A 17,152-nucleotide genomic window follows, 5' to 3' on the forward strand; every position below is an offset into this window, starting at 1 on the left:
GCAGAAGCGGGCTTTTTTATTCTCAAGTCTTAAGCTTTTTATAATGCATCCGATGAGGTGTTGCATCCTCACCTTTGCGCTGCACAAAGTCTTCGTGGTACTCGGTGTAGTTACCTTCGAAGAAGACCGCTTCACTCTCACCCTCATAGGCGAGGATATGGGTGGCGACGCGGTCTAGGAACCAGCGATCATGCGAGATTACCAGAGCGCAGCCGGGGAAGTTGAGCAGGGCTTCTTCCAGGGCGCGTAGGGTTTCGATATCCAGATCATTGGAGGGTTCGTCCAACAGCAGTACGTTGGCGCCCTGCTTGAGGGTGTAGGCCAGGTGCAGGCGTCCGCGCTCACCACCGGAGAGTTCGCCTACGCGTTTTTGCTGGTCGCTGCCCTTGAAGTTAAAGCGGCCAACATAGTTGCGTGAACCCACTTCATAGCTGTTGATCTTGAGCATATCGTGGCCGTCTGAGATGGCTTCCCATACGGTCTTGCTGTCGTCCAGATTCTCACGGCCCTGTTCAACGTAAGCGACCTTAACGGTTTCACCGATTTTGATTTCGCCGGAGTCCGGCTGCTCGGTGCCGCTGATCATACGGAACAGGGTGGACTTACCGGCACCGTTACCGCCGACGATACCCACAATCGCGCCCTTGGGCACGCGGAAAGACAGATTGTCGATTAGCAGGCGCTCGCCGAAGCCTTTGCTCACCTCTTTAAACTCAATCACATTATCGCCGAGACGCTCACCGGGCGGAATGTAGATTTCGTTGGTCTCGTTGCGGGCCTGGAAGTCCTGAGACTGCATTTCTTCCAGGCGGGACAGACGGGCTTTGTTCTTGGACTGGCGGCCCTTGGGATTTTGGCGGGCCCACTCGAGTTCCTTTTGCATGGCTTTGGCGCGCGCCTGTTCGCCGCGCTGCTCCTGCTCCAGGCGTTTTTCTTTCTGTTCCAGCCAAGTGGTGTAGTTACCTTCCCAGGGGATGCCGTGGCCGCGGTCCAGCTCCAGAATCCAGCCGGCAACATTGTCGAGGAAGTAGCGATCGTGGGTGATGGCTACCACAGTGCCGGTGAAGTCGTGCAGAAAGCGCTCCAGCCAGAACACGGATTCCGCATCCAGGTGGTTGGTGGGCTCGTCGAGCAGCAGCATATCCGGGCGGGACAGCAACAGTCGGCACAGGGCCACACGGCGCTTCTCACCGCCGGACAGGTTGTTGACGTCTGCATCCCAGGGCGGCAGGCGCAAGGCGTCTGCGGCGACTTCCAGGCGGTGCTCCAGGTTGTGGGCGTCCCAGGCCTGGATAATATCTTCGAACTGTTGCTGTTTCTTAGCCAGGGCATCGAAGTCCGCATCGGGCTCGGCGTAATCGGCGTAGACCTGTTCCAGGCCGGCGAGGGCGTCGATGGCTTCGCGTACACCGTCTTCTACGTTGCCGCGCACGGTCTTGCTGGCATCGAGTTGCGGTTCCTGGGGCAGGTAGCCGACTTTAATACCCGGCATGGCGCGGGCTTCACCGTTAAAGTCCTGGTCGACCCCCGCCATAATGCGCAATAAGGTGGATTTACCGGCGCCGTTGAGGCCGAGTACGCCGATTTTGGCGCCGGGGAAGAAAGACAGGGAGATGTCCTTCAGAATTTCGCGTTTGGGGGGCACTACTTTGCCCACCCGGTTCATGGTGTATACGTATTCAGCCATTTGGGGTTCCGTAACTGGGTGTTGCAATCGCTCAGATTTTGCGCGCAACTTATCAGTTTACGTAAAAAGTGCAACTGCACCTTAGTACCTGTCACCGCTGTACTCGCGTGTGGCTGACGTCGAATCTGATATGTGCTTAACTGCGACGCTAACTAGTACAAGAGCAATAAGACGGATAACAATGGATCAGGATTCCCCGGTATTGTTTTCCCGGCGCGGCGCATTGGCGGTCGCGACCCTAAACCTGCCCAAGGCACTGAATGCCTTGAATCTGCAGATGATTGATCTGCTGTCCACCCAGTTGGACGCCTGGGCTGAAGACGATGATATAGCGGCGGTTTGGATTGAGGGCCGTGGCGATAAGGCCCTCTGTGCCGGTGGTGATGTAGTGGCGCTATATCAGCAGTCGACATCTTATGGTGAAGTGCCGGATTATCGCTATACCACTGATTTTTTCTCCCGTGAATATCGTTTGGATTACAAGATACACACTTATGCCAAGCCGATAGTGGTCTGGGGTGGGGGTATTGTGATGGGAGGCGGTATTGGCATTATGGCTGGTGCGAGCCATCGCATTGTGACTGAAACTACGCGAATGGCGATGCCGGAAATTACCATTGGCCTGTTTCCCGATGTGGGGGGGAGCTGGTTCCTTAATCGTATGCCCGGTCGTCTAGGGCTTTTCCTCGGCCTGTCCGGTGCCCAGTTTAATGGTGCCGACGCCCTGTTTGCAGGGATGGCGGACCGAATTATTGCCCAAGACCAGCGTGAGTCGGTTTTACAGTCCCTATCGGTGCTGGATTTTGTTGCGGATTGCACCGTGAATCATCAGCTGGTGGGTGATTGCCTTAAAGGGCTCGAACTATCTCCTCTGCAGCGGCCGGAATCGGCGTTGCGCGAGCATTATGATCAAATTCAACAGCTCACGGATTTCTCGACTCTGCCGGAGGTCTGTGCGGCTGTCACTACGTATCAGGGAGTGGATAAATGGTTACAGCGCGCTGCTGCTACCCTGGCGGGAGGCTCGCCATTAACACCCTGGATAGTGTGGGAGCAGTTGCGCAGGGCACGCCATTTGTCTCTTGCCGATGTTTTCCGTATGGAGTTGAATCTGGCAGTTAATCTTTGCGCTAGCGGACACTTTAAGGAGGGGGTACGTGCCCTGTTGATTGATAAGGATCGCGCACCTAAATGGCAACCGGCATCCCTAGGGGAAATGAATTCTCAGCAAGTGGCAGATTGCTTTGTGGGTCCCTGGGATAGCGATCATCCGTTGATAGATTTATAGAAAGCCTGTTAACAAGCGTCCTGGCCGCTTTATGCCCGGAATATAAACAACAAAACACGGAGTGGCTTTTATGGAAAAAATAGCCTTTTTGGGTCTGGGTAATATGGGTGGCCCTATGGCTGCCAATTTGGCAAAGGCAGGCTTCAGAGTAGCTGCTTTCGATTTAAATTCCGCGGCATTGGTTCAAGCCCATAAGGATGGCTGTATTCCTTGTGATACAGCACTTCAGGCCGCTGAAGGTGCGGATGTTGTGATTTCGATGTTACCCAGTGGTGAGGCTGTCAAAGGGCTCTACCTCGGTGATCAGGGCCTTTTGCAACAACTTCCGGTTGGCACTCTGGTTATTGATTGCTCAACGATATCCGCGGAAGATGCCTCTACTGTGAGTAGCGCTGCGCATGAGCGAGGATTACGTGCGATTGACGCACCTGTCTCCGGTGGGACTGCGGCAGCGGCAGCTGGCTCACTGTGCTTTATGTGCGGTGGCGATGAGGTAGTTGTGAATTCGGCCCGGCCAGTTCTAGAGGCTATGGGAAAGAAAATATTTCATGCGGGTGGGGCTGGTGCGGGGCAGGTAGCCAAAATCTGTAACAATCTGCTGTTGGCGATTCATATGACCGGCACCGCAGAGGCTTTACAGTTGGGTGTGGATAAAGGTTTGGACCCCAGGGTCCTCAGTGAGATTATGCAGGAGAGTTCAGGCAATAATTGGTCGCTCTCCAATTACAACCCCTATCCTGGCGCCATGGAAAATGTACCTTCAGCAAAGGGGTATGCAGGTGGCTTTAGTGTAGCGTTAATGTTGAAAGACCTGGGGCTCGCAATGGATGCGGCTTCCACCAGCGCCTCTTCTACGCCTATGGGAGCGCTGGCCAAAAACCTGTATCAGCTTCACGGGGCGAGTGAAGAAAATCAACAGCTCGATTTCTCCAGTATTCAGAATATGTTCCGCAGGCCCGCTGGAACCCTGACTTGGTAAATTGTGTGTTCAATTGATATAGGTTTTCCGTGCCCCAGCAAGACCCGGAAACTATATCAAAATGACAGGCGCACCGGTGAGGTATGCCTGTCACCTAACGCTAAAAATTGGTACTGGTTCGCAAAATAGAGAAGAGGTATCAAATAGCTCAGTTGTCACCATTCCTTAGCCGCGCCGCTCTCGCTATCTTCCTCCGCCCGCCTTGGGACGTGCCCTGATTTCAAGCCCGGTTACATGACTGCAGCTGGTGAACTGCTGGTTTTAAATCTACTAAATTCGACAGCTTGATTTGGATCAAGCCCGTTTTTGTAGCCAGGGGTTAACCTTCCTGCGACTTGTGATTGTGCCTGGAGGGGGCCCTTCCTGAGTCGGGAAAAATGCCAAATCGCTATATGGAGAAGTTGATGAATCGTAAAACTGCTTATGCAGCAGCCGCCTTGACCGCCGTACTCTCTGCCCCAGTACTGGCCTACGAAGAGGGTAGCTTTATTTTGCGTGGTGGTATGGCCACTGTAGCGCCCGACACCAGTTCCAGCACACTTTTTGCCAATGGGGATGCTGTCCCGAATACTGGTGTTGATGTGGATAATGGCTCTGCATTGGGCCTGACCGGTGTGTATATGTTCCGCGATCATTGGGGTGTGGAGCTGGTAGCCGCAACTCCTTTCACTCATGAAATTCAAGCTGAAGGCCTCGGAGACACTTTTGAGCTGGGTGAAACCAAGCACTTGCCGCCGACTCTGTTGGTGCAGTGGTACCCGATGGATACTCAGTCCACAATCCAGCCCTACGTTGGTCTCGGTGTGAACTACACCGCTTTCTTCGATGAGGAAATTAGTAGCACTGCAGATGCGAAGTTTGAAGAGCTGCTTAATGCCACTGGGGACGCCAAGCTCTCCCTGGATAACTCTTTCGGCCTGGCTGCAGAAGCTGGCGTCGACTTCGCTTTTGGCGCTGACCAGCGTTGGTTGTTCAATGTTTCCGTGTTCTGGATGGATATCGATACCGATGCCACCGTCAAGGTACCGGGTGTGGGTAATATCACCGCTAAAGTGGATATCGATCCGCTGGTTTATATGGCGGGTCTGGGCTACCGCTTCTAAGGTAGCGACACTCTAGTTTGGGATGGGGCAGTCGCTGCGGTTTTCTTAAAAGGAACTCGGTGGCTGCCTTTTAGTTTGTGCGGGGGGGCTGTCGCAAACGATTGATTGAGGTTGTAGGAATATGATGCAGGAAACCAAAAGTAACATGGGTGGCTTGTCAGAAGAGTTGCTGTCCCGCTATAGCGGGCCCTGCCCCCGTTATACATCCTATCCTACAGCAGACCGGTTCAAACCACTGGATGGCAATATTAGGCCTTGGGAAGCTTTGCAGGATATTCGCAGCCTCTCTCTTTATGTTCATATCCCCTTTTGCCGTTCACTCTGCTATTTCTGCGCTTGCAATAAAGTTATTACCTCTCAATATGGCCTCGCCTCCAGCTACCTTGACAACCTGCTACGAGAAGCTCGTTGGTATCGAGACAAGGTAGCGCAGGTACCGGTAACCCAGTTGCACCTGGGGGGCGGGACTCCCACCTTCCTCAGTGATGGAGATATGCGGCGTTTGATGGAAGGGCTGGGTGAGGTGTTTAACCTCCATCCTGGCGATGGGGTGGAATACAGTATTGAGGCCGATCCACGTACCCTGGAACTGGAGACGCTGGATACCCTGCGGGAACTCGGATTTAACCGCTTGAGCCTGGGAGTTCAGGACTTTGATATCGAAGTACAGAGATCAATTAACCGTATTTGCAGTGCTGACCAGGTTACTGAATTGACAGTTGCGGCGCGCGAACGGGGTTTTGAGTCTATCTCCTATGATTTGATTTACGGCCTGCCAAAACAAAATCTTTACAGCCTGCACAGTACCCTGGATAAAGTATTGGATTTGCAGCCTGACAGAATTGCACTTTATCACTATGCACACCTGCCCCATCGTTTTAAAGCGCAGCGCCTGATCGATACTGACCTTATTCCATCAGCCGCAGAAAAAGTGGCTATGCAATTGGCCGCAGTAGAGCACCTGGGACGCGCTGGATATGAATTCTTGGGTATGGACCATTTTGCTCGCCCGGGAGATGAGCTGGCAAAGGCTTCCCATAGCGGGATGCTGCAAAGAAACTTCCAGGGCTATACCTTGATGCCTGCCGACGCCTTGGTGGGGCTTGGGGCCTCGGCGATTAGCTATAGCCGAGATGGTTTCTGGCAAAACCTGCATCGCTTGAAAGAGTATGCCCAGGCTATAGGAGAGCGGGGTAATGCGTCTTGCAGAGGATGGTTTTTGAGTGAAGAAGACCGTTTGCGCCAGTGGGCTATAACAGAGTTAATGTGCCGTCTGCGCCTGGACAAAAACGAAGCCGGGCGTCGGGTGGGGATTCCTTTTGATGATTATTTTTATGAAGAGCTCCAACGCCTGCAGCCTATGTTTGAGGATGGTCTAATTTACCAGGATAAAAACAATATTACTGTTACTGATCAAGGGCGGTGGTTTGTACGCAATGTGGCTTCAGCTTTCGATATTTATTTACATAATCAGCATACCGATGCGCAATATTCCCGGGTTCTTTAAGTAACTACAGGAGACGATCGCTTTTACAGCGGGTACAATTGCCGCAAATTAGTTTACCGGCTGGTTTAGTATGATTGACTCCTCAGTAGCGGTTAGTTGCGGTAACTGCTCCGTTAAACGTTTATGCCTGCCCGCGGGATTATCTCAAGCGGATATTGATCGACTGGAGCAGGTCACTCGCCGAAAGAAAATAGTAAAAGCAGGGGAGACCCTCTATCGCTCTGGCGACCCTTTTGCCAACCTTTATGCGATTCGCTCCGGTAGTTTTAAAACGGCTGTGATTGCTGCTGATGGTGATACGCAGGTGACTCATTTTGCTTTGCCAGGAGAATTGCTGGGACTTGATGCCTATAGCAGTCGGGTTCATCCGAGCTACGCTGAGGCACTTGAGGACAGTAGTGTCTGCCTGTTGCCGTTCACCCAGTTGGAGTTATTGGCCCATCAGGTGACAGCCCTGCAGCAGCAAATCTACAGTATTTTTTCCGAGGAGCTACGTCAGGAAAACGATATTCTGATGTTACTCGGCAAGCGCTCAGCCGATACTCGCCTGGCGGCTCTACTGATTAATATTTCCAGTCGCTATTCCCGTCGCGGTTATTCCCACAGTGAATTCGTTTTGTCTATGCCAAGAACTGATATAGCGAATTACCTGGGATTGACTGCAGAAACAGTTAGCCGACTTTTTTCACGTTTTCAGCGTGAGAATTTAATTAAAGTGAGTGGTAGGGCGGTGGAGATATTAGATTTGGTTGGGCTCAGTGAATTGGCCGGGACCCATTGCGGTTACGATGAGGATTAATATGAGGGGCAACTGAATATTCGGTTGCCCCTCAAGAATCCCTTAATTGGAACAGAAAATTAATTAAAGCTCTGCGACTGTCTCAATTGAAGCAATTGCTTTCGCCCATTTCTGTTTTTGTGTTTCGGAAATATAACTGGCTTTAAAGCTATTTAGAGCCAGTTGTTTTGCCTGCTCCCTGGTCATCCCCAGACTTTCGCTTAGAGCCAGGTAGTTTCGGTTGACATAGCCGCCGAAATAGGCTGGATCATCGGCATTTACTGTAACGCAGAGCCCTTGATCAAGCAGATTGAGGATCGGATGCTCGCTCATATCATCGTAGACGCAAAGTGCAGTGTTGGACAAGGGGCATACAGTTAGTGGAATTTTTTCTTCTTTAAGGCGATTAATCAAAGCCTTATCCTCCACACAGCGAACCCCATGGTCTATACGGCTAACATCGAGTATATCGAGAGCCTCTTTAATATATTCTGCCGGCCCTTCCTCCCCTGCATGGGCGACACGCTCCAGGCCCAGTTCTTTGGCCATAGCAAAAACATTCTGGAATTTAACTGGTGGGTGGCCAAGTTCTGAGGAGTCCAAGCCAACCCCCTTAATGAAATCGAGGTAAGGTTTGGCTGCTTCCAGGGTTGCGATAGCTTCCTCCTCACTCAGGTGGCGAAGAAAGCAGAGAATCAGATGACTGCTTATACCCCATTCATTTTCCGCATCCTTGAGGGCACTGTGGATTCCACGAATGACCACGCCGATATCGATCCCCCTTTCTGTGTGGGTTTGTGGATCAAAAAAAATCTCTGTGTGTACAACATTATCCTCCTGACAGCACTCGAGGTAAGCCATTGTCAGGTCATAAAAGTCACGCTCATGAATCAGGACTGAGGCACCCTGGTAATAAATATCCAGAAAGGACTGCAGGTTATGGAATTTATAGGCAGCCCTGATTTCCTCAACACTATTGAATGGGATTTCAATATTGTTCCGTTTGCTCAATTCAAACATGAGTTCTGGCTCCAGGGAGCCTTCAATGTGCAGGTGAAGCTCTGCCTTGGGCAGGGCTTTAATAAAATCTGGATCAGCGATGCTCATAGAAATAACTTTACCTGGGCAGGGATTTGGGACATGGACCATAAGGCATGCCGTTTCAATTGCGGCTAATGGTATCAGCTTCTCACTGGTAGCTGAAAAGTGGAGCAGTGGTCTCTGTTTATTTACAAGGTAAACGAATCGGTTTACTTTTTTGGTATACCATAAAATACACTGGTTGGTTTACATTTGTATTAAATTCTAGGAATCGATAAATGGGAAAGGTTACTTTGAATAGTGGGACATCTACCGGGTTGGGTTTCAATCTGGCTCTGCAACTGTCCGCGCAGGAATATATCGTTTATACAACCATGAGTAACCTCACCAAGGCAGGCTTCCTGAAAGAGAGGACTGGAAATAGAGGGAATCTCAGGGTCTTGGCACTGGATGTTCTGAGCATCGAGGGCGTGCAGCGCTGTGTTGAGACTGTTGTCAGGGAGCAGGGCCGGATTGATAACCTGGTCACTAATACTGGCGCTGGGTTTGTCAAAACGACTGAAATGGCCAGTGACGAGGAGACCCCAACGGATAATGGATGTGAATTACCTTGGGTAGTACCCAGTACCAAGGCGGTTCTATCTTATAAGTGCTGTAGTGCCAGGTGGTATCCACTCTGAATTTGCCAATAGTATCCTCTCGCAGTTGGAGTTGGATGAAGGAATGCCGGAAGGGGGCTATGGGGGGGAATTCGAGCCGTACTTCTCCCGTATCCACAAGCGGACTCCAGAACAAACTGCAAGGCGTTACCAGAGCGCTGACCAAGTTGCACAGGTGGTTTTGGAGATCATAGAGAGTAAGAAGGCAGCGGTGCGTATTCGCACCTCTGCATGGGCAGAAGAGTTTTGTAAGCTCAAAACCGAAATAGATCCAACAGGGAAAAACAGCAAGGGATGGTTGTGAATAGCATGCCATGCTGTCTGGCTGGTCATCAGTTCACTGAAAGTGGTAGTTCTAGTAGCGGGTTTTTTTATTAAACGACAGAAAGGCCAAGCATACAGAAAAGATATTAGTGGTCAGCCGTGATTCTTTTGTGTAAAAAATAATTCTTAAATTTTTACACGCTATTTTTAAGGAAATTGAACGCTTGACTGAATGTCCGATAGGAAATTTTTTTCACTTTTTGTTTTTTGAAATTCAGCTAAAGACGCTTGTTGGAGGAGTGGGTACAATTGCCGCAAATTGTTAACCGGTCGCTTAGGCATGATAGATTCATCAGTGGCGGTAAGTTGCAGTAACTGCTCAGTCAGGCGTCTATGCCTTCCTGCTGGCTTGTCTCAGACGGATATTGATCGACTGGAAAAAGTCACCCGCAGGAAAAAAATCGTCAAAGCTGGTGAGGCTTTGTTCCGGTCAGGCGATCCATTTCAAAATCTTTACGCAATCCGTTCCGGTAGTTTTAAAAGTGTCGTAATAGCCTCAGATGGGGATACCCAAGTCACCCATTTTGCTCTTCCTGGAGAGTTGCTTGGTCTTGATGCCTACAGTAAGCGTCTTCACTCCAGTTATGCTGAAGCTTTGGAGGATAGTAGTGTTTGTCTTTTACCGTTTGCGCAATTGGAAGTACTCGCGCAACAAGTTCCGGCATTACAGCAACAAATCTACAGTATTTTTTCCGAGGAGTTACGTCAGGAAAATGATATTTTGATGCTGTTGGGTAAACGCTCGGCGGATACGCGTCTAGCTGCTTTACTGATCAACATATCCAGTCGTTATGCCAGTCGTGGATATTCTCACAGCGAATTCATCCTCTCCATGCCGCGGACAGATATTGCCAATTACCTCGGTCTTACCGCTGAAACAGTCAGCCGGATTTTTTCTCGCTTCCAGAAAGAAGGGCTGATTAAGGCGGATGGCAGAGTTGTAAAAATTGTGGATTTACTTGGGCTTAGTGAAGTAGCCGGAACTCATTGTGGCTTTGATAATGAAAATGTAGAGTAGTTATTCCTAGAGGGTTGGGTCACTTTTTCATGCACCAGGTGGATAGTTAAAATTAGTGACAAAAAAAGGGGGGCGAAAACGCCCCCTTAATCCACTACTTATCAGGAGTGTGTGGAGAAAGCTAAATCTTCCCTGGCCTCACTTTTTTCAACTTTTTCTTCTGTTGCCTGTGACAGCCAATCCATGGCCTTGTGCTGCTCCTCGAAGTAGCGCACTTCACCACTCATAAACCATCCTCCTACTTTGGTGGCGATTTCCTGCCACTCTTCATCCCCAAGTACGGCGATCCGGGAGAATTCATTGCCGTGTTTTAATGCCAGTTGGAATTCGTCCCAAATTGCATGTAATCCCCACCCCTCGAAATCCCTGAGGTCAATTAGCATTTGTACTTGTGGGCTTTTTACGCCTTCGAGGGCGTACTCAAGTAATGGCGTAATATGCTCATAATCTTCATGGGTCAACTGGCCAATTGCCTTGATATAGAGAAAGAAATCATTATCAATACGCTCCATGCCAATTGAAATGCCGTGGCGTTTAGTTTTCATGCTTCCTCCTTTGATTCATTAGTAGTAATTTTTTTACACCTTAAGCGAGGGCTTTCTCTGCGGTTTCTGGTTGTACCAGGTAGTTACGCAAAGATTCGTAGATTTTTTTTGCATTCTCATCAAAAAGCGGGTCTTTGATTTCCGCGACTTGTTTGTTTATCTGCTTCCAATCTTCAGCGTCTAGGTATTGTTCTATCTGGGGAAAAATCGCTGAATTCTCCAGGCTGATATGGCTGCGTTGAAGTTGTAAATAGTTGTTACTGGCGCCCTGTAATACTCTTCGCTCTACCATCGCATCATTCGCAACAGCATAAAATAGTGCGCACATATGTTTGGTTGCAGCTGCAATTTGCTCGTGTTGCATTTGTGCCTCATAGATGGCATCCCGCCCATGTATTGGTTTGGTCAGGAGACGGGCAAGTATCAAGTCCTCAACTGGATGGTGGTATTTATCTGGGTAGACCGAAAAATAATCCAGCGCATCAAGTATTAACGTCAATGTGTTAGGGTCGCGGTCGCTGCGTCCAAATAGATCCAGCAATAACTGCTCAAAAGCGTTGAGCATTTGCTGCATATGTTTGTGGTCACAGCACAGTTGCCGATAGATGGTATTCATCCCAGACCTCCGCGATCAGTTTCTGGCTATATTGTTGCTGGGATGAGCAAGCGAGAGTTGATTTGGATCAAGTGAGGAAAAGTTTGTAGGATGAAGAGAGGAATATAATGCAATATACCTATTCTTTTACTGCTTCCCTCGCTCCTTATGTGTAATGATTGAAAGCAGTATTAATTTGGAACATTGTTTTTGTCGGTTAAATCTACTGGTTAGTCAGTCATTGGTATTATTTTGAATAATATTGATGGATATTAATTTGACCGTTTACTAATCCACGCCTACTTTCAATTCAAATCCGCTCTTTTCTTTTGCGCTAATCTTCGACTGATTGTTCTTCATAAGAATTTGAATAGATATTTTATGTTTTTCATGAGTATGACTATTTATTTCATGCCGCTTGTATTGATCTAAGTGACATATAGTTATAGATATTTGGATGGTGGACAGGATAAGAGTGGTTATTTCACTATTAATTAGTTAAGCGTTTGGCAAATTTGGGAATATCCATGGAAAAAATTACAAAATTTATAGTCGCCGGTATTCTTTCACTATTGTCTTCTGCGGCATTATCGGAAGGGGGTTATTGGGGGGCTGCTGTCGGGACAATGAATTTTGACTTCAAGGGGGTTGATAATCCCACGGGGGTTGGATTGAGAACTGGCTACTCCCTGGTATCGGGCTGGGGAGTTGAAGTTGAATATATTGGCTCCTTGATAAGTGGTGAGGTAGAAGTCCTTGGGGAAGAAGTGGATGTGGATATGTATAGTCTGGCTGGCTATGCAACTTATCGAACACTTGGTGATATCTACTTCAAAGGGCGTTTGGGGCTGCTATATGAGGATGTCACCGTGGGCAGTGATAACAGTGACGATTTTGGTATTACTGCTGGGGCAGGTATTGGATTTCTTCTTGGTGCCAGTAGTAATTTTGAGCTGGAGTACACCATCCTCGAAAAAGATGTAGGATTTTTGTCCGGGGCTTTTAGTTATCGCTTTTAATTTTTCAACAGGTGACATTGTAGCGAGGCCTAATTTTACATTTGGCGCCCGCGTCTTAAGTACTTCTAGTGATTTTTCTATTTCACACTTGGCTTTTTATGGCGCATTTAAGTAAGTGCTTGCATACATTGCATGCCCCCCTATAATCCGCCCGTTTTTATATCTTCAGAGGTAGGGGGAAGATGATGCGTTTTAATTTTAAGGTTTTGGCTGTAGCTGCGGCTTTGGTTTGTTCAGCGACTACACAGGCAGAAGGTGCATATGTCGGTGGTGTTTTCGGTGTGATGAATACTGATGCCAGTGGAGATAGTCCCCTTAATGCCGGTATCCGCGCTGGTTACACCTCGAACTCAGGCTGGGGAATTGAAGTTGAGCTTACTGACTCTCTGGTTGAGGGTGAGTATGACTATTACTGGGGAGATGAGAACTACTCCCTCGCCACGCAGGCGCTATATGCTACTTATCGCACGCAAGGTGATATTTACATGAAAGGGCGTCTGGGTTATCTCCATGAGGAACTGGATGTAGACTACTTTGGTGAGTATTCCGACAGCGGTGCCTCTGCTGGTATCGGAGCTGGTTTCAAGCTGTCAGAGAAAGTCATCTTTGAAACTGAGTACACTTTTATTGAGGCGGATGTGGATTATTGGTCTGGCTCCCTGATTGTGAGGTTCTAAGCCGATATGGCTAAAAGAAAACGCGGCCAAATGGCCGCGTTTTCGTTTTTGCGCAATCCCTTTGCCCTTGGTGTACAATGCGCGCCTTTCTAAAATGCTCAGGATTCTTTGAGTAGTCCATGTGGCCCGATTGGCGCCAGAAGCCAAGCTGTAAGACCTGAGCAAAGTGGTACCGAGCTACACAAAACTCTACTCAGCCCGCATTACCGAGGGAACACCATGTTTGATTCATCAGTCACACTCGCTTCTTACGATCCCGAAATCTGGGAAGCCATTCGGGAAGAAGACTCTCGCCAGGAAGATCATATCGAGCTGATCGCCTCCGAGAACTACACTAGCCCGCAAGTCATGGAAGCCCAGGGCAGCAGCCTGACCAATAAATACGCAGAGGGTTATCCGGGTAAGCGTTACTACGGTGGCTGTGAGTATGTGGATAAGGTGGAAACTTTGGCGATTGAGCGCGCCAAAGAGCTTTTCGGTGCCGATTATGCCAATGTGCAGCCTCACTCCGGCTCTCAAGCTAACTCTGCGGTTTACCAGGCGTTATGCGCGCCAGGAGACACCGTTTTAGGAATGAGTCTGGCCCATGGTGGTCACCTGACTCATGGTGCTCGAGTCAACTTCTCAGGCAAGATTTACAACGCGGTCCAATACGGGTTGAACCCGGAAACTGGCGAAGTAGATTATGAGGAAGTGGAGCGTTTGGCTCTCGAGCACAAGCCTAAGATGATTGTTGCCGGCTTCTCTGCATACAGCCGTGTAATGGATTGGGCGCGTTTTCGTGAGATTGCGGATAAGGTTGGTGCTTACCTGTTTGTCGATATGGCACACGTTGCTGGCCTGGTTGCTGCTGGAGAGTACCCTTCGCCGATTCCCCATGCGGATGTAGTAACCTCTACGACTCACAAAACCCTACGCGGTCCACGCGGAGGTATTATCCTGGCGCGCGCCAATGAAGAAATTGAGAAGAAGCTGAACTCCGCCGTATTCCCCGGTGGTCAGGGTGGCCCGCTGATGCACGTTATTGCAGCTAAAGCGGTTTCTTTTAAAGAAGCGATGAGCCCTGAATACAAGGCTTACCAGAAGAAGGTGGTAGAGAATGCTCGCGCAATGGCGGAGACCTTCCTGGATCGTGGTATCAATATCGTTTCCGGTGGTACCGATGACCACTTGATGCTAGTGGACCTGATTGGTAAAGAATACACTGGTAAAGATGCTGATGAGGCCCTGGGTAATGCAAACATTACGGTGAACAAGAACGCAGTCCCCAATGACCCGCGCTCTCCATTTATCACCAGCGGCCTGCGTGTTGGGACCCCGGCGATTACTACCCGTGGCTTCGGTGTGAAGGAAACCCAGCAACTGACTCATTGGATTTGTGACATTCTCGATGCCTTGGAAAAGGGTGATGCAGAGTCCACTATTACCGAAGTGAAGCAGAAGGTTCTTGAAATCTGTGCGCAATTTCCTGTGTACAAGAAGGCCTGATAGCTCTTCCAGTTAAAAAAGCGGCTTGTTGGCCGCTTTTTTTATGGAAGTACATGCCCGTTCTTAACCTGTCTGGCCGACTGCACCGGTGCGGTGCGTCGCGCAGACACACAGTGCAACGGCTGTGGTAAACTGCGGCCCATTTTCCACTCCCCTGGGGACGATCCCACATGCACTGTCCGTTCTGCAGCGCAGAAGAAACCAAAGTAGTCGATTCCCGCTTGGTGGCCGAGGGCGACCAAGTGCGCCGCCGGCGCGAATGCCTTGAGTGTCACGAGCGTTTTACCACTTTTGAAACAGCGGAATTACTTCTGCCGCGGGTAATCAAACAAAACGGTCAACGCGAACCGTTTAACGAGGATAAGCTGCGTGCGGGTATTCAGCGTGCGGTGGAAAAGCGCCCGGTCAGCACTGAGCGGGTAGAATCTGCAGTATCTCAAATCAAGCATGCTTTGCAGGCGACTGGTGAGCGCGAACTGCCGGCGCGCGCTATTGGTGAACTGGTTATGGAGCAGCTGCGGGAATTGGACCAGGTGGCCTATGTGCGATTTGCTTCGGTCTATCGGCGCTTTGAGGATGTCAGTGACTTCAGTGAAGAGATTGAGCGCCTGACCAGTAAGGAAACCCAACGGAAATGATTCAAGTGGCTGTAAATACACCCCAATCCCTGATGGCCCGAGCTATTCAACTGGCGGAGCGTGGGCTGTATACCACTATGCCCAACCCCCGTGTGGGTTGTGTGATCACCGATAGTAAGGGTGTTGTTGTCGGCGAGGGCTGGCATCAACGTGCTGGTGAGCCCCATGCAGAAATTGAAGCCCTGCGCGATGCAGGAGAGCGAGCCCGGGGTGCTACGGTCTATGTGACCTTGGAGCCCTGTAGCCATACTGGTCGCACTGGCCCTTGTACAGAGGCCTTGATCGAAGCTGGTGTCTCTCGTGTGATATACGGAATGCAGGATCCTAACCCCAGGGTGGGTGGCAAGGGGCTACAAAAACTACGCGATGCCAATATAGAAGTGGAGGGGCCTCTTTTAGAGGATCAGTGCCGCGCGCTCAATCCGGGTTTTATCAAGCGGATGACTTTGGGGCTTCCTCTCGTGCGCAGTAAATCTGCGATGAGCCTGGATGGACGTACGGCGATGGCCAGTGGTGAGTCCAAGTGGGTGTCCGGACCTGCGGCGCGTGCCGATGTACAGCGTTTACGGGCACGCAGTTGCGCAATTGTGACCGGTGTAGAAACAGTGCGATTCGACAACCCAAACTTAAATGTGCGCGCCGATGAAATGGCCCTTGAGCTGCTCGCTGCTGAACAGGCAGCTGAGGTACAGCCACTGCGGGTGATTGTTGATAGCCAGCTGCGCACCCCGGCAAAAGCCTTTATTTTACAGGGCGATGCCCCCACACTGGTGTGCACCACCGAGCGTGCGGACCCGGAGCGTCGCGAGCGCCTGGAACGGGCAGGTGCTGAAGTCATCATTCTGCCACAGGACAAAGAGGGGAGGGTGGACCTGCTCGCTCTGCTCGAGGAGCTGGCGCGACGCCAATGTAATGAGATCCTGGTGGAGAGTGGTGCGACCCTCTCCGGTGAGTTCCTGTATCGCGGCCATGTAGATGAGCTGATAGTCTATTTGGCTCCCAAGCTGCTCGGCAGCACGGCGCGGCCGCTATTCGAGCTGCCAATTGAGCGTATGGGCTCGGTGCTGCCGATCACGATCACTGATATGCGCGCCGTCGGTCACGACTGGCGTATCACTGCAACTACCGATATTGAGCGCTGATGTTTACCGGAATTATTGAAGCTGTTGGTGAAATCGCCGAGCTGCAGCCCCAAGGGGGAGATCTGCGTGTGCGCGTCAGGAGTGGCAAGCTGGATCTTACCGATGTCGGGCTTGGGGACAGTATCGCAACCAATGGCGTGTGCCTGACAGTAGTGGATCTGCCTGGCGATGGCTACTGGGCGGATGTCTCTGCAGAGACACTCGACGTCACCAGTGTCAGTAGCTGGAAAAAAGGCGATCGAGCTAACCTGGAGAAAGCTCTCACCCCGCAAACCCGCCTTGGTGGGCATATTGTCAGTGGCCATGTGGATGGCATTGGTGAGGTTGTGTGGCGCAAATCCGAGGCCCGGGCCGAGCGCTTTCGTTTGCGCGCGCCGGAAAATCTGGCCCGCTATATTGCGCACAAAGGGTCGATCACTGTTGACGGCACCAGCCTCACAGTCAACGCGGTGGATGGTGCAGAGTTTGAACTGACGATTGTGCCGCATACGCTGCAGGAAACCATTATGGGAAGCTACAGCGCAGGTACCCGGGTCAACCTCGAGGTAGATCTTATTGCACGCTATCTGGAGCGCTTGTTACTCGGTGATAAAGCAGCCAAATCCAGCGATGAGGGTATGACTCTTGAGTTTCTCGCCCAGCATGGGTTTTACAAGCGCTAGCC

18 protein-coding genes are annotated in these 17,152 nt (G+C 50.4%); 14 read left to right on the plus strand and 4 right to left on the minus strand.

What is annotated here, in order from left to right; genetic code table 11:
• Nucleotides 1-22: 22 nt before the first annotated feature.
• Nucleotides 23-1,687 (minus strand): energy-dependent translational throttle protein EttA, encoded by a 1,665-nt coding sequence (gene ettA / locus ABWV76_RS07250; RefSeq protein WP_020414493.1) that lies wholly within the window; start codon nucleotides 1,685-1,687, stop codon nucleotides 23-25.
• 181 nt (nucleotides 1,688-1,868) lie between these two features.
• On the opposite strand from ettA, the gene ABWV76_RS07255 reads away from it, so the two are divergent.
• The 5 genes from ABWV76_RS07255 (at nucleotide 1,869) to fnr (ABWV76_RS07275) (ending at nucleotide 7,363) form a co-directional block, all read left to right on the plus strand.
• Nucleotides 1,869-2,975 carry an enoyl-CoA hydratase/isomerase family protein gene (locus ABWV76_RS07255; RefSeq protein ID WP_353375643.1) on the plus strand — a complete coding sequence of 369 codons (1,107 nt, stop codon included), beginning with the start codon at nucleotides 1,869-1,871 and terminating at the stop codon, nucleotides 2,973-2,975.
• 70 nt (nucleotides 2,976-3,045) lie between these two features.
• Complete coding sequence (gene mmsB, locus ABWV76_RS07260; protein WP_020414495.1) at nucleotides 3,046-3,954, plus strand: 3-hydroxyisobutyrate dehydrogenase; 909 nt, start codon at nucleotides 3,046-3,048, stop codon at nucleotides 3,952-3,954.
• Nucleotides 3,955-4,358: 404 nt separating this feature from the next.
• Nucleotides 4,359-5,057 carry an OmpW/AlkL family protein gene (locus tag ABWV76_RS07265; RefSeq protein ID WP_040629129.1) on the plus strand — a complete coding sequence of 233 codons (699 nt, stop codon included), beginning with the start codon at nucleotides 4,359-4,361 and terminating at the stop codon, nucleotides 5,055-5,057.
• Between the two features lie 121 nt (nucleotides 5,058-5,178).
• Complete coding sequence (gene hemN / locus ABWV76_RS07270; RefSeq protein WP_157533605.1) at nucleotides 5,179-6,564, plus strand: oxygen-independent coproporphyrinogen III oxidase; 1,386 nt, start codon at nucleotides 5,179-5,181, stop codon at nucleotides 6,562-6,564.
• Between the two features lie 70 nt (nucleotides 6,565-6,634).
• Nucleotides 6,635-7,363 carry a fumarate/nitrate reduction transcriptional regulator Fnr gene (gene fnr / locus ABWV76_RS07275; RefSeq protein WP_020414498.1) on the plus strand — a complete coding sequence of 243 codons (729 nt, stop codon included), beginning with the start codon at nucleotides 6,635-6,637 and terminating at the stop codon, nucleotides 7,361-7,363.
• 63 nt (nucleotides 7,364-7,426) lie between these two features.
• Here fnr (ABWV76_RS07275) and ABWV76_RS07280 read toward each other — a convergent pair whose 3' ends face one another.
• Nucleotides 7,427-8,449 carry an adenosine deaminase gene (locus ABWV76_RS07280; protein ID WP_353375644.1) on the minus strand — a complete coding sequence of 341 codons (1,023 nt, stop codon included), beginning with the start codon at nucleotides 8,447-8,449 and terminating at the stop codon, nucleotides 7,427-7,429.
• A 212-nt stretch (nucleotides 8,450-8,661) separates the two neighbouring features.
• Here ABWV76_RS07280 and ABWV76_RS07285 point away from each other — a divergent pair, with 212 nt between their 5' ends.
• From ABWV76_RS07285 to fnr (ABWV76_RS07295), 3 genes are all read left to right on the plus strand, one after another.
• Entirely contained in the window at nucleotides 8,662-9,063 is a 402-nt protein-coding gene (locus tag ABWV76_RS07285; protein WP_353375645.1) for an SDR family NAD(P)-dependent oxidoreductase, read from the plus strand.
• Nucleotides 9,041-9,346, plus strand: coding sequence for a hypothetical protein (locus tag ABWV76_RS07290; RefSeq protein ID WP_353375646.1), 306 nt, complete (start codon nucleotides 9,041-9,043; stop codon nucleotides 9,344-9,346). Before ABWV76_RS07285 ends, ABWV76_RS07290 begins: the two co-directional genes overlap by 23 nt.
• A 300-nt stretch (nucleotides 9,347-9,646) precedes the next feature.
• Entirely contained in the window at nucleotides 9,647-10,384 is a 738-nt protein-coding gene (fnr, locus tag ABWV76_RS07295) for a fumarate/nitrate reduction transcriptional regulator Fnr (protein ID WP_026305221.1), read from the plus strand.
• A 101-nt stretch (nucleotides 10,385-10,485) separates the two neighbouring features.
• Here fnr (ABWV76_RS07295) and ABWV76_RS07300 read toward each other — a convergent pair whose 3' ends face one another.
• Together ABWV76_RS07300 and ABWV76_RS07305 are read right to left on the minus strand one after the other, a co-directional pair.
• The gene (locus ABWV76_RS07300) at nucleotides 10,486-10,929 is read right to left on the minus strand and encodes a SpoIIAA family protein (protein WP_282952412.1); all 444 of its coding nucleotides are present in this window, start codon (nucleotides 10,927-10,929) and stop codon (nucleotides 10,486-10,488) included.
• Nucleotides 10,930-10,969: 40 nt separating this feature from the next.
• On the minus strand, nucleotides 10,970-11,545 hold the full coding sequence (locus ABWV76_RS07305; protein WP_020414502.1) for a hemerythrin domain-containing protein: 576 nt from the start codon (nucleotides 11,543-11,545) through the stop codon (nucleotides 10,970-10,972).
• A gap of 506 nt (nucleotides 11,546-12,051) precedes the next feature.
• On the opposite strand from ABWV76_RS07305, the gene ABWV76_RS07310 reads away from it, so the two are divergent.
• The 6 genes from ABWV76_RS07310 to ABWV76_RS07335 all read left to right on the plus strand — a co-directional run bounded on the left by ABWV76_RS07310 (nucleotide 12,052) and on the right by ABWV76_RS07335 (nucleotide 17,150).
• Nucleotides 12,052-12,543 carry an outer membrane beta-barrel protein gene (locus ABWV76_RS07310; protein WP_020414503.1) on the plus strand — a complete coding sequence of 164 codons (492 nt, stop codon included), beginning with the start codon at nucleotides 12,052-12,054 and terminating at the stop codon, nucleotides 12,541-12,543.
• 182 nt (nucleotides 12,544-12,725) lie between these two features.
• Nucleotides 12,726-13,220, plus strand: a complete 495-nt coding sequence (locus tag ABWV76_RS07315) for an outer membrane beta-barrel protein (protein ID WP_083922772.1) — start codon at nucleotides 12,726-12,728, stop codon at nucleotides 13,218-13,220.
• 219 nt (nucleotides 13,221-13,439) lie between these two features.
• Nucleotides 13,440-14,708 carry a serine hydroxymethyltransferase gene (gene glyA / locus ABWV76_RS07320; protein ID WP_020414505.1) on the plus strand — a complete coding sequence of 423 codons (1,269 nt, stop codon included), beginning with the start codon at nucleotides 13,440-13,442 and terminating at the stop codon, nucleotides 14,706-14,708.
• Between the two features lie 170 nt (nucleotides 14,709-14,878).
• A complete protein-coding gene (gene nrdR / locus ABWV76_RS07325; protein ID WP_020414506.1) occupies nucleotides 14,879-15,346 on the plus strand; it encodes a transcriptional regulator NrdR in 468 nt (155 codons plus the stop codon).
• Nucleotides 15,343-16,488 (plus strand): bifunctional diaminohydroxyphosphoribosylaminopyrimidine deaminase/5-amino-6-(5-phosphoribosylamino)uracil reductase RibD, encoded by a 1,146-nt coding sequence (gene ribD / locus ABWV76_RS07330; RefSeq protein WP_020414507.1) that lies wholly within the window; start codon nucleotides 15,343-15,345, stop codon nucleotides 16,486-16,488. The genes nrdR and ribD overlap by 4 nt, the downstream gene beginning before the upstream one ends.
• Nucleotides 16,488-17,150, plus strand: a complete 663-nt coding sequence (locus ABWV76_RS07335; protein WP_020414508.1) for a riboflavin synthase — start codon at nucleotides 16,488-16,490, stop codon at nucleotides 17,148-17,150. Before ribD ends, ABWV76_RS07335 begins: the two co-directional genes overlap by 1 nt.
• The last annotated feature ends 2 nt before the right edge of the window (nucleotides 17,151-17,152 follow it).

The sequence above is a fragment of the Microbulbifer sp. NBRC 101763 genome, from assembly GCF_040371615.1.
Lineage (GTDB): Bacteria > Pseudomonadota > Gammaproteobacteria > Pseudomonadales > Cellvibrionaceae > Microbulbifer > Microbulbifer variabilis.

Bases quoted from the DNA above. Each gene is read 5' to 3' on its own strand.
- nrdR (WP_020414506.1), top strand. From the start codon at position 14,879: ATGCACTGTCCGTTCTGCAGCGCAGAAGAAACCAAAGTAGTCGATTCC.
- fnr (WP_020414498.1), top strand. From the start codon at position 6,635: ATGATTGACTCCTCAGTAGCGGTTAGTTGCGGTAACTGCTCCGTTAAA.
- ABWV76_RS07280 (WP_353375644.1), bottom strand. From the start codon at position 8,449: ATGAGCATCGCTGATCCAGATTTTATTAAAGCCCTGCCCAAGGCAGAG.
- ABWV76_RS07305 (WP_020414502.1), bottom strand. From the start codon at position 11,545: ATGAATACCATCTATCGGCAACTGTGCTGTGACCACAAACATATGCAG.
- fnr (WP_026305221.1), top strand. From the start codon at position 9,647: ATGATAGATTCATCAGTGGCGGTAAGTTGCAGTAACTGCTCAGTCAGG.
- ABWV76_RS07310 (WP_020414503.1), top strand. From the start codon at position 12,052: ATGGAAAAAATTACAAAATTTATAGTCGCCGGTATTCTTTCACTATTG.
- ABWV76_RS07335 (WP_020414508.1), top strand. From the start codon at position 16,488: ATGTTTACCGGAATTATTGAAGCTGTTGGTGAAATCGCCGAGCTGCAG.
- ribD (WP_020414507.1), top strand. From the start codon at position 15,343: ATGATTCAAGTGGCTGTAAATACACCCCAATCCCTGATGGCCCGAGCT.
- ABWV76_RS07265 (WP_040629129.1), top strand. From the start codon at position 4,359: ATGAATCGTAAAACTGCTTATGCAGCAGCCGCCTTGACCGCCGTACTC.
- glyA (WP_020414505.1), top strand. From the start codon at position 13,440: ATGTTTGATTCATCAGTCACACTCGCTTCTTACGATCCCGAAATCTGG.
- ABWV76_RS07300 (WP_282952412.1), bottom strand. From the start codon at position 10,929: ATGAAAACTAAACGCCACGGCATTTCAATTGGCATGGAGCGTATTGAT.
- ABWV76_RS07255 (WP_353375643.1), top strand. From the start codon at position 1,869: ATGGATCAGGATTCCCCGGTATTGTTTTCCCGGCGCGGCGCATTGGCG.
- ABWV76_RS07315 (WP_083922772.1), top strand. From the start codon at position 12,726: ATGATGCGTTTTAATTTTAAGGTTTTGGCTGTAGCTGCGGCTTTGGTT.
- hemN (WP_157533605.1), top strand. From the start codon at position 5,179: ATGATGCAGGAAACCAAAAGTAACATGGGTGGCTTGTCAGAAGAGTTG.
- ABWV76_RS07285 (WP_353375645.1), top strand. From the start codon at position 8,662: ATGGGAAAGGTTACTTTGAATAGTGGGACATCTACCGGGTTGGGTTTC.
- mmsB (WP_020414495.1), top strand. From the start codon at position 3,046: ATGGAAAAAATAGCCTTTTTGGGTCTGGGTAATATGGGTGGCCCTATG.
- ettA (WP_020414493.1), bottom strand. From the start codon at position 1,687: ATGGCTGAATACGTATACACCATGAACCGGGTGGGCAAAGTAGTGCCC.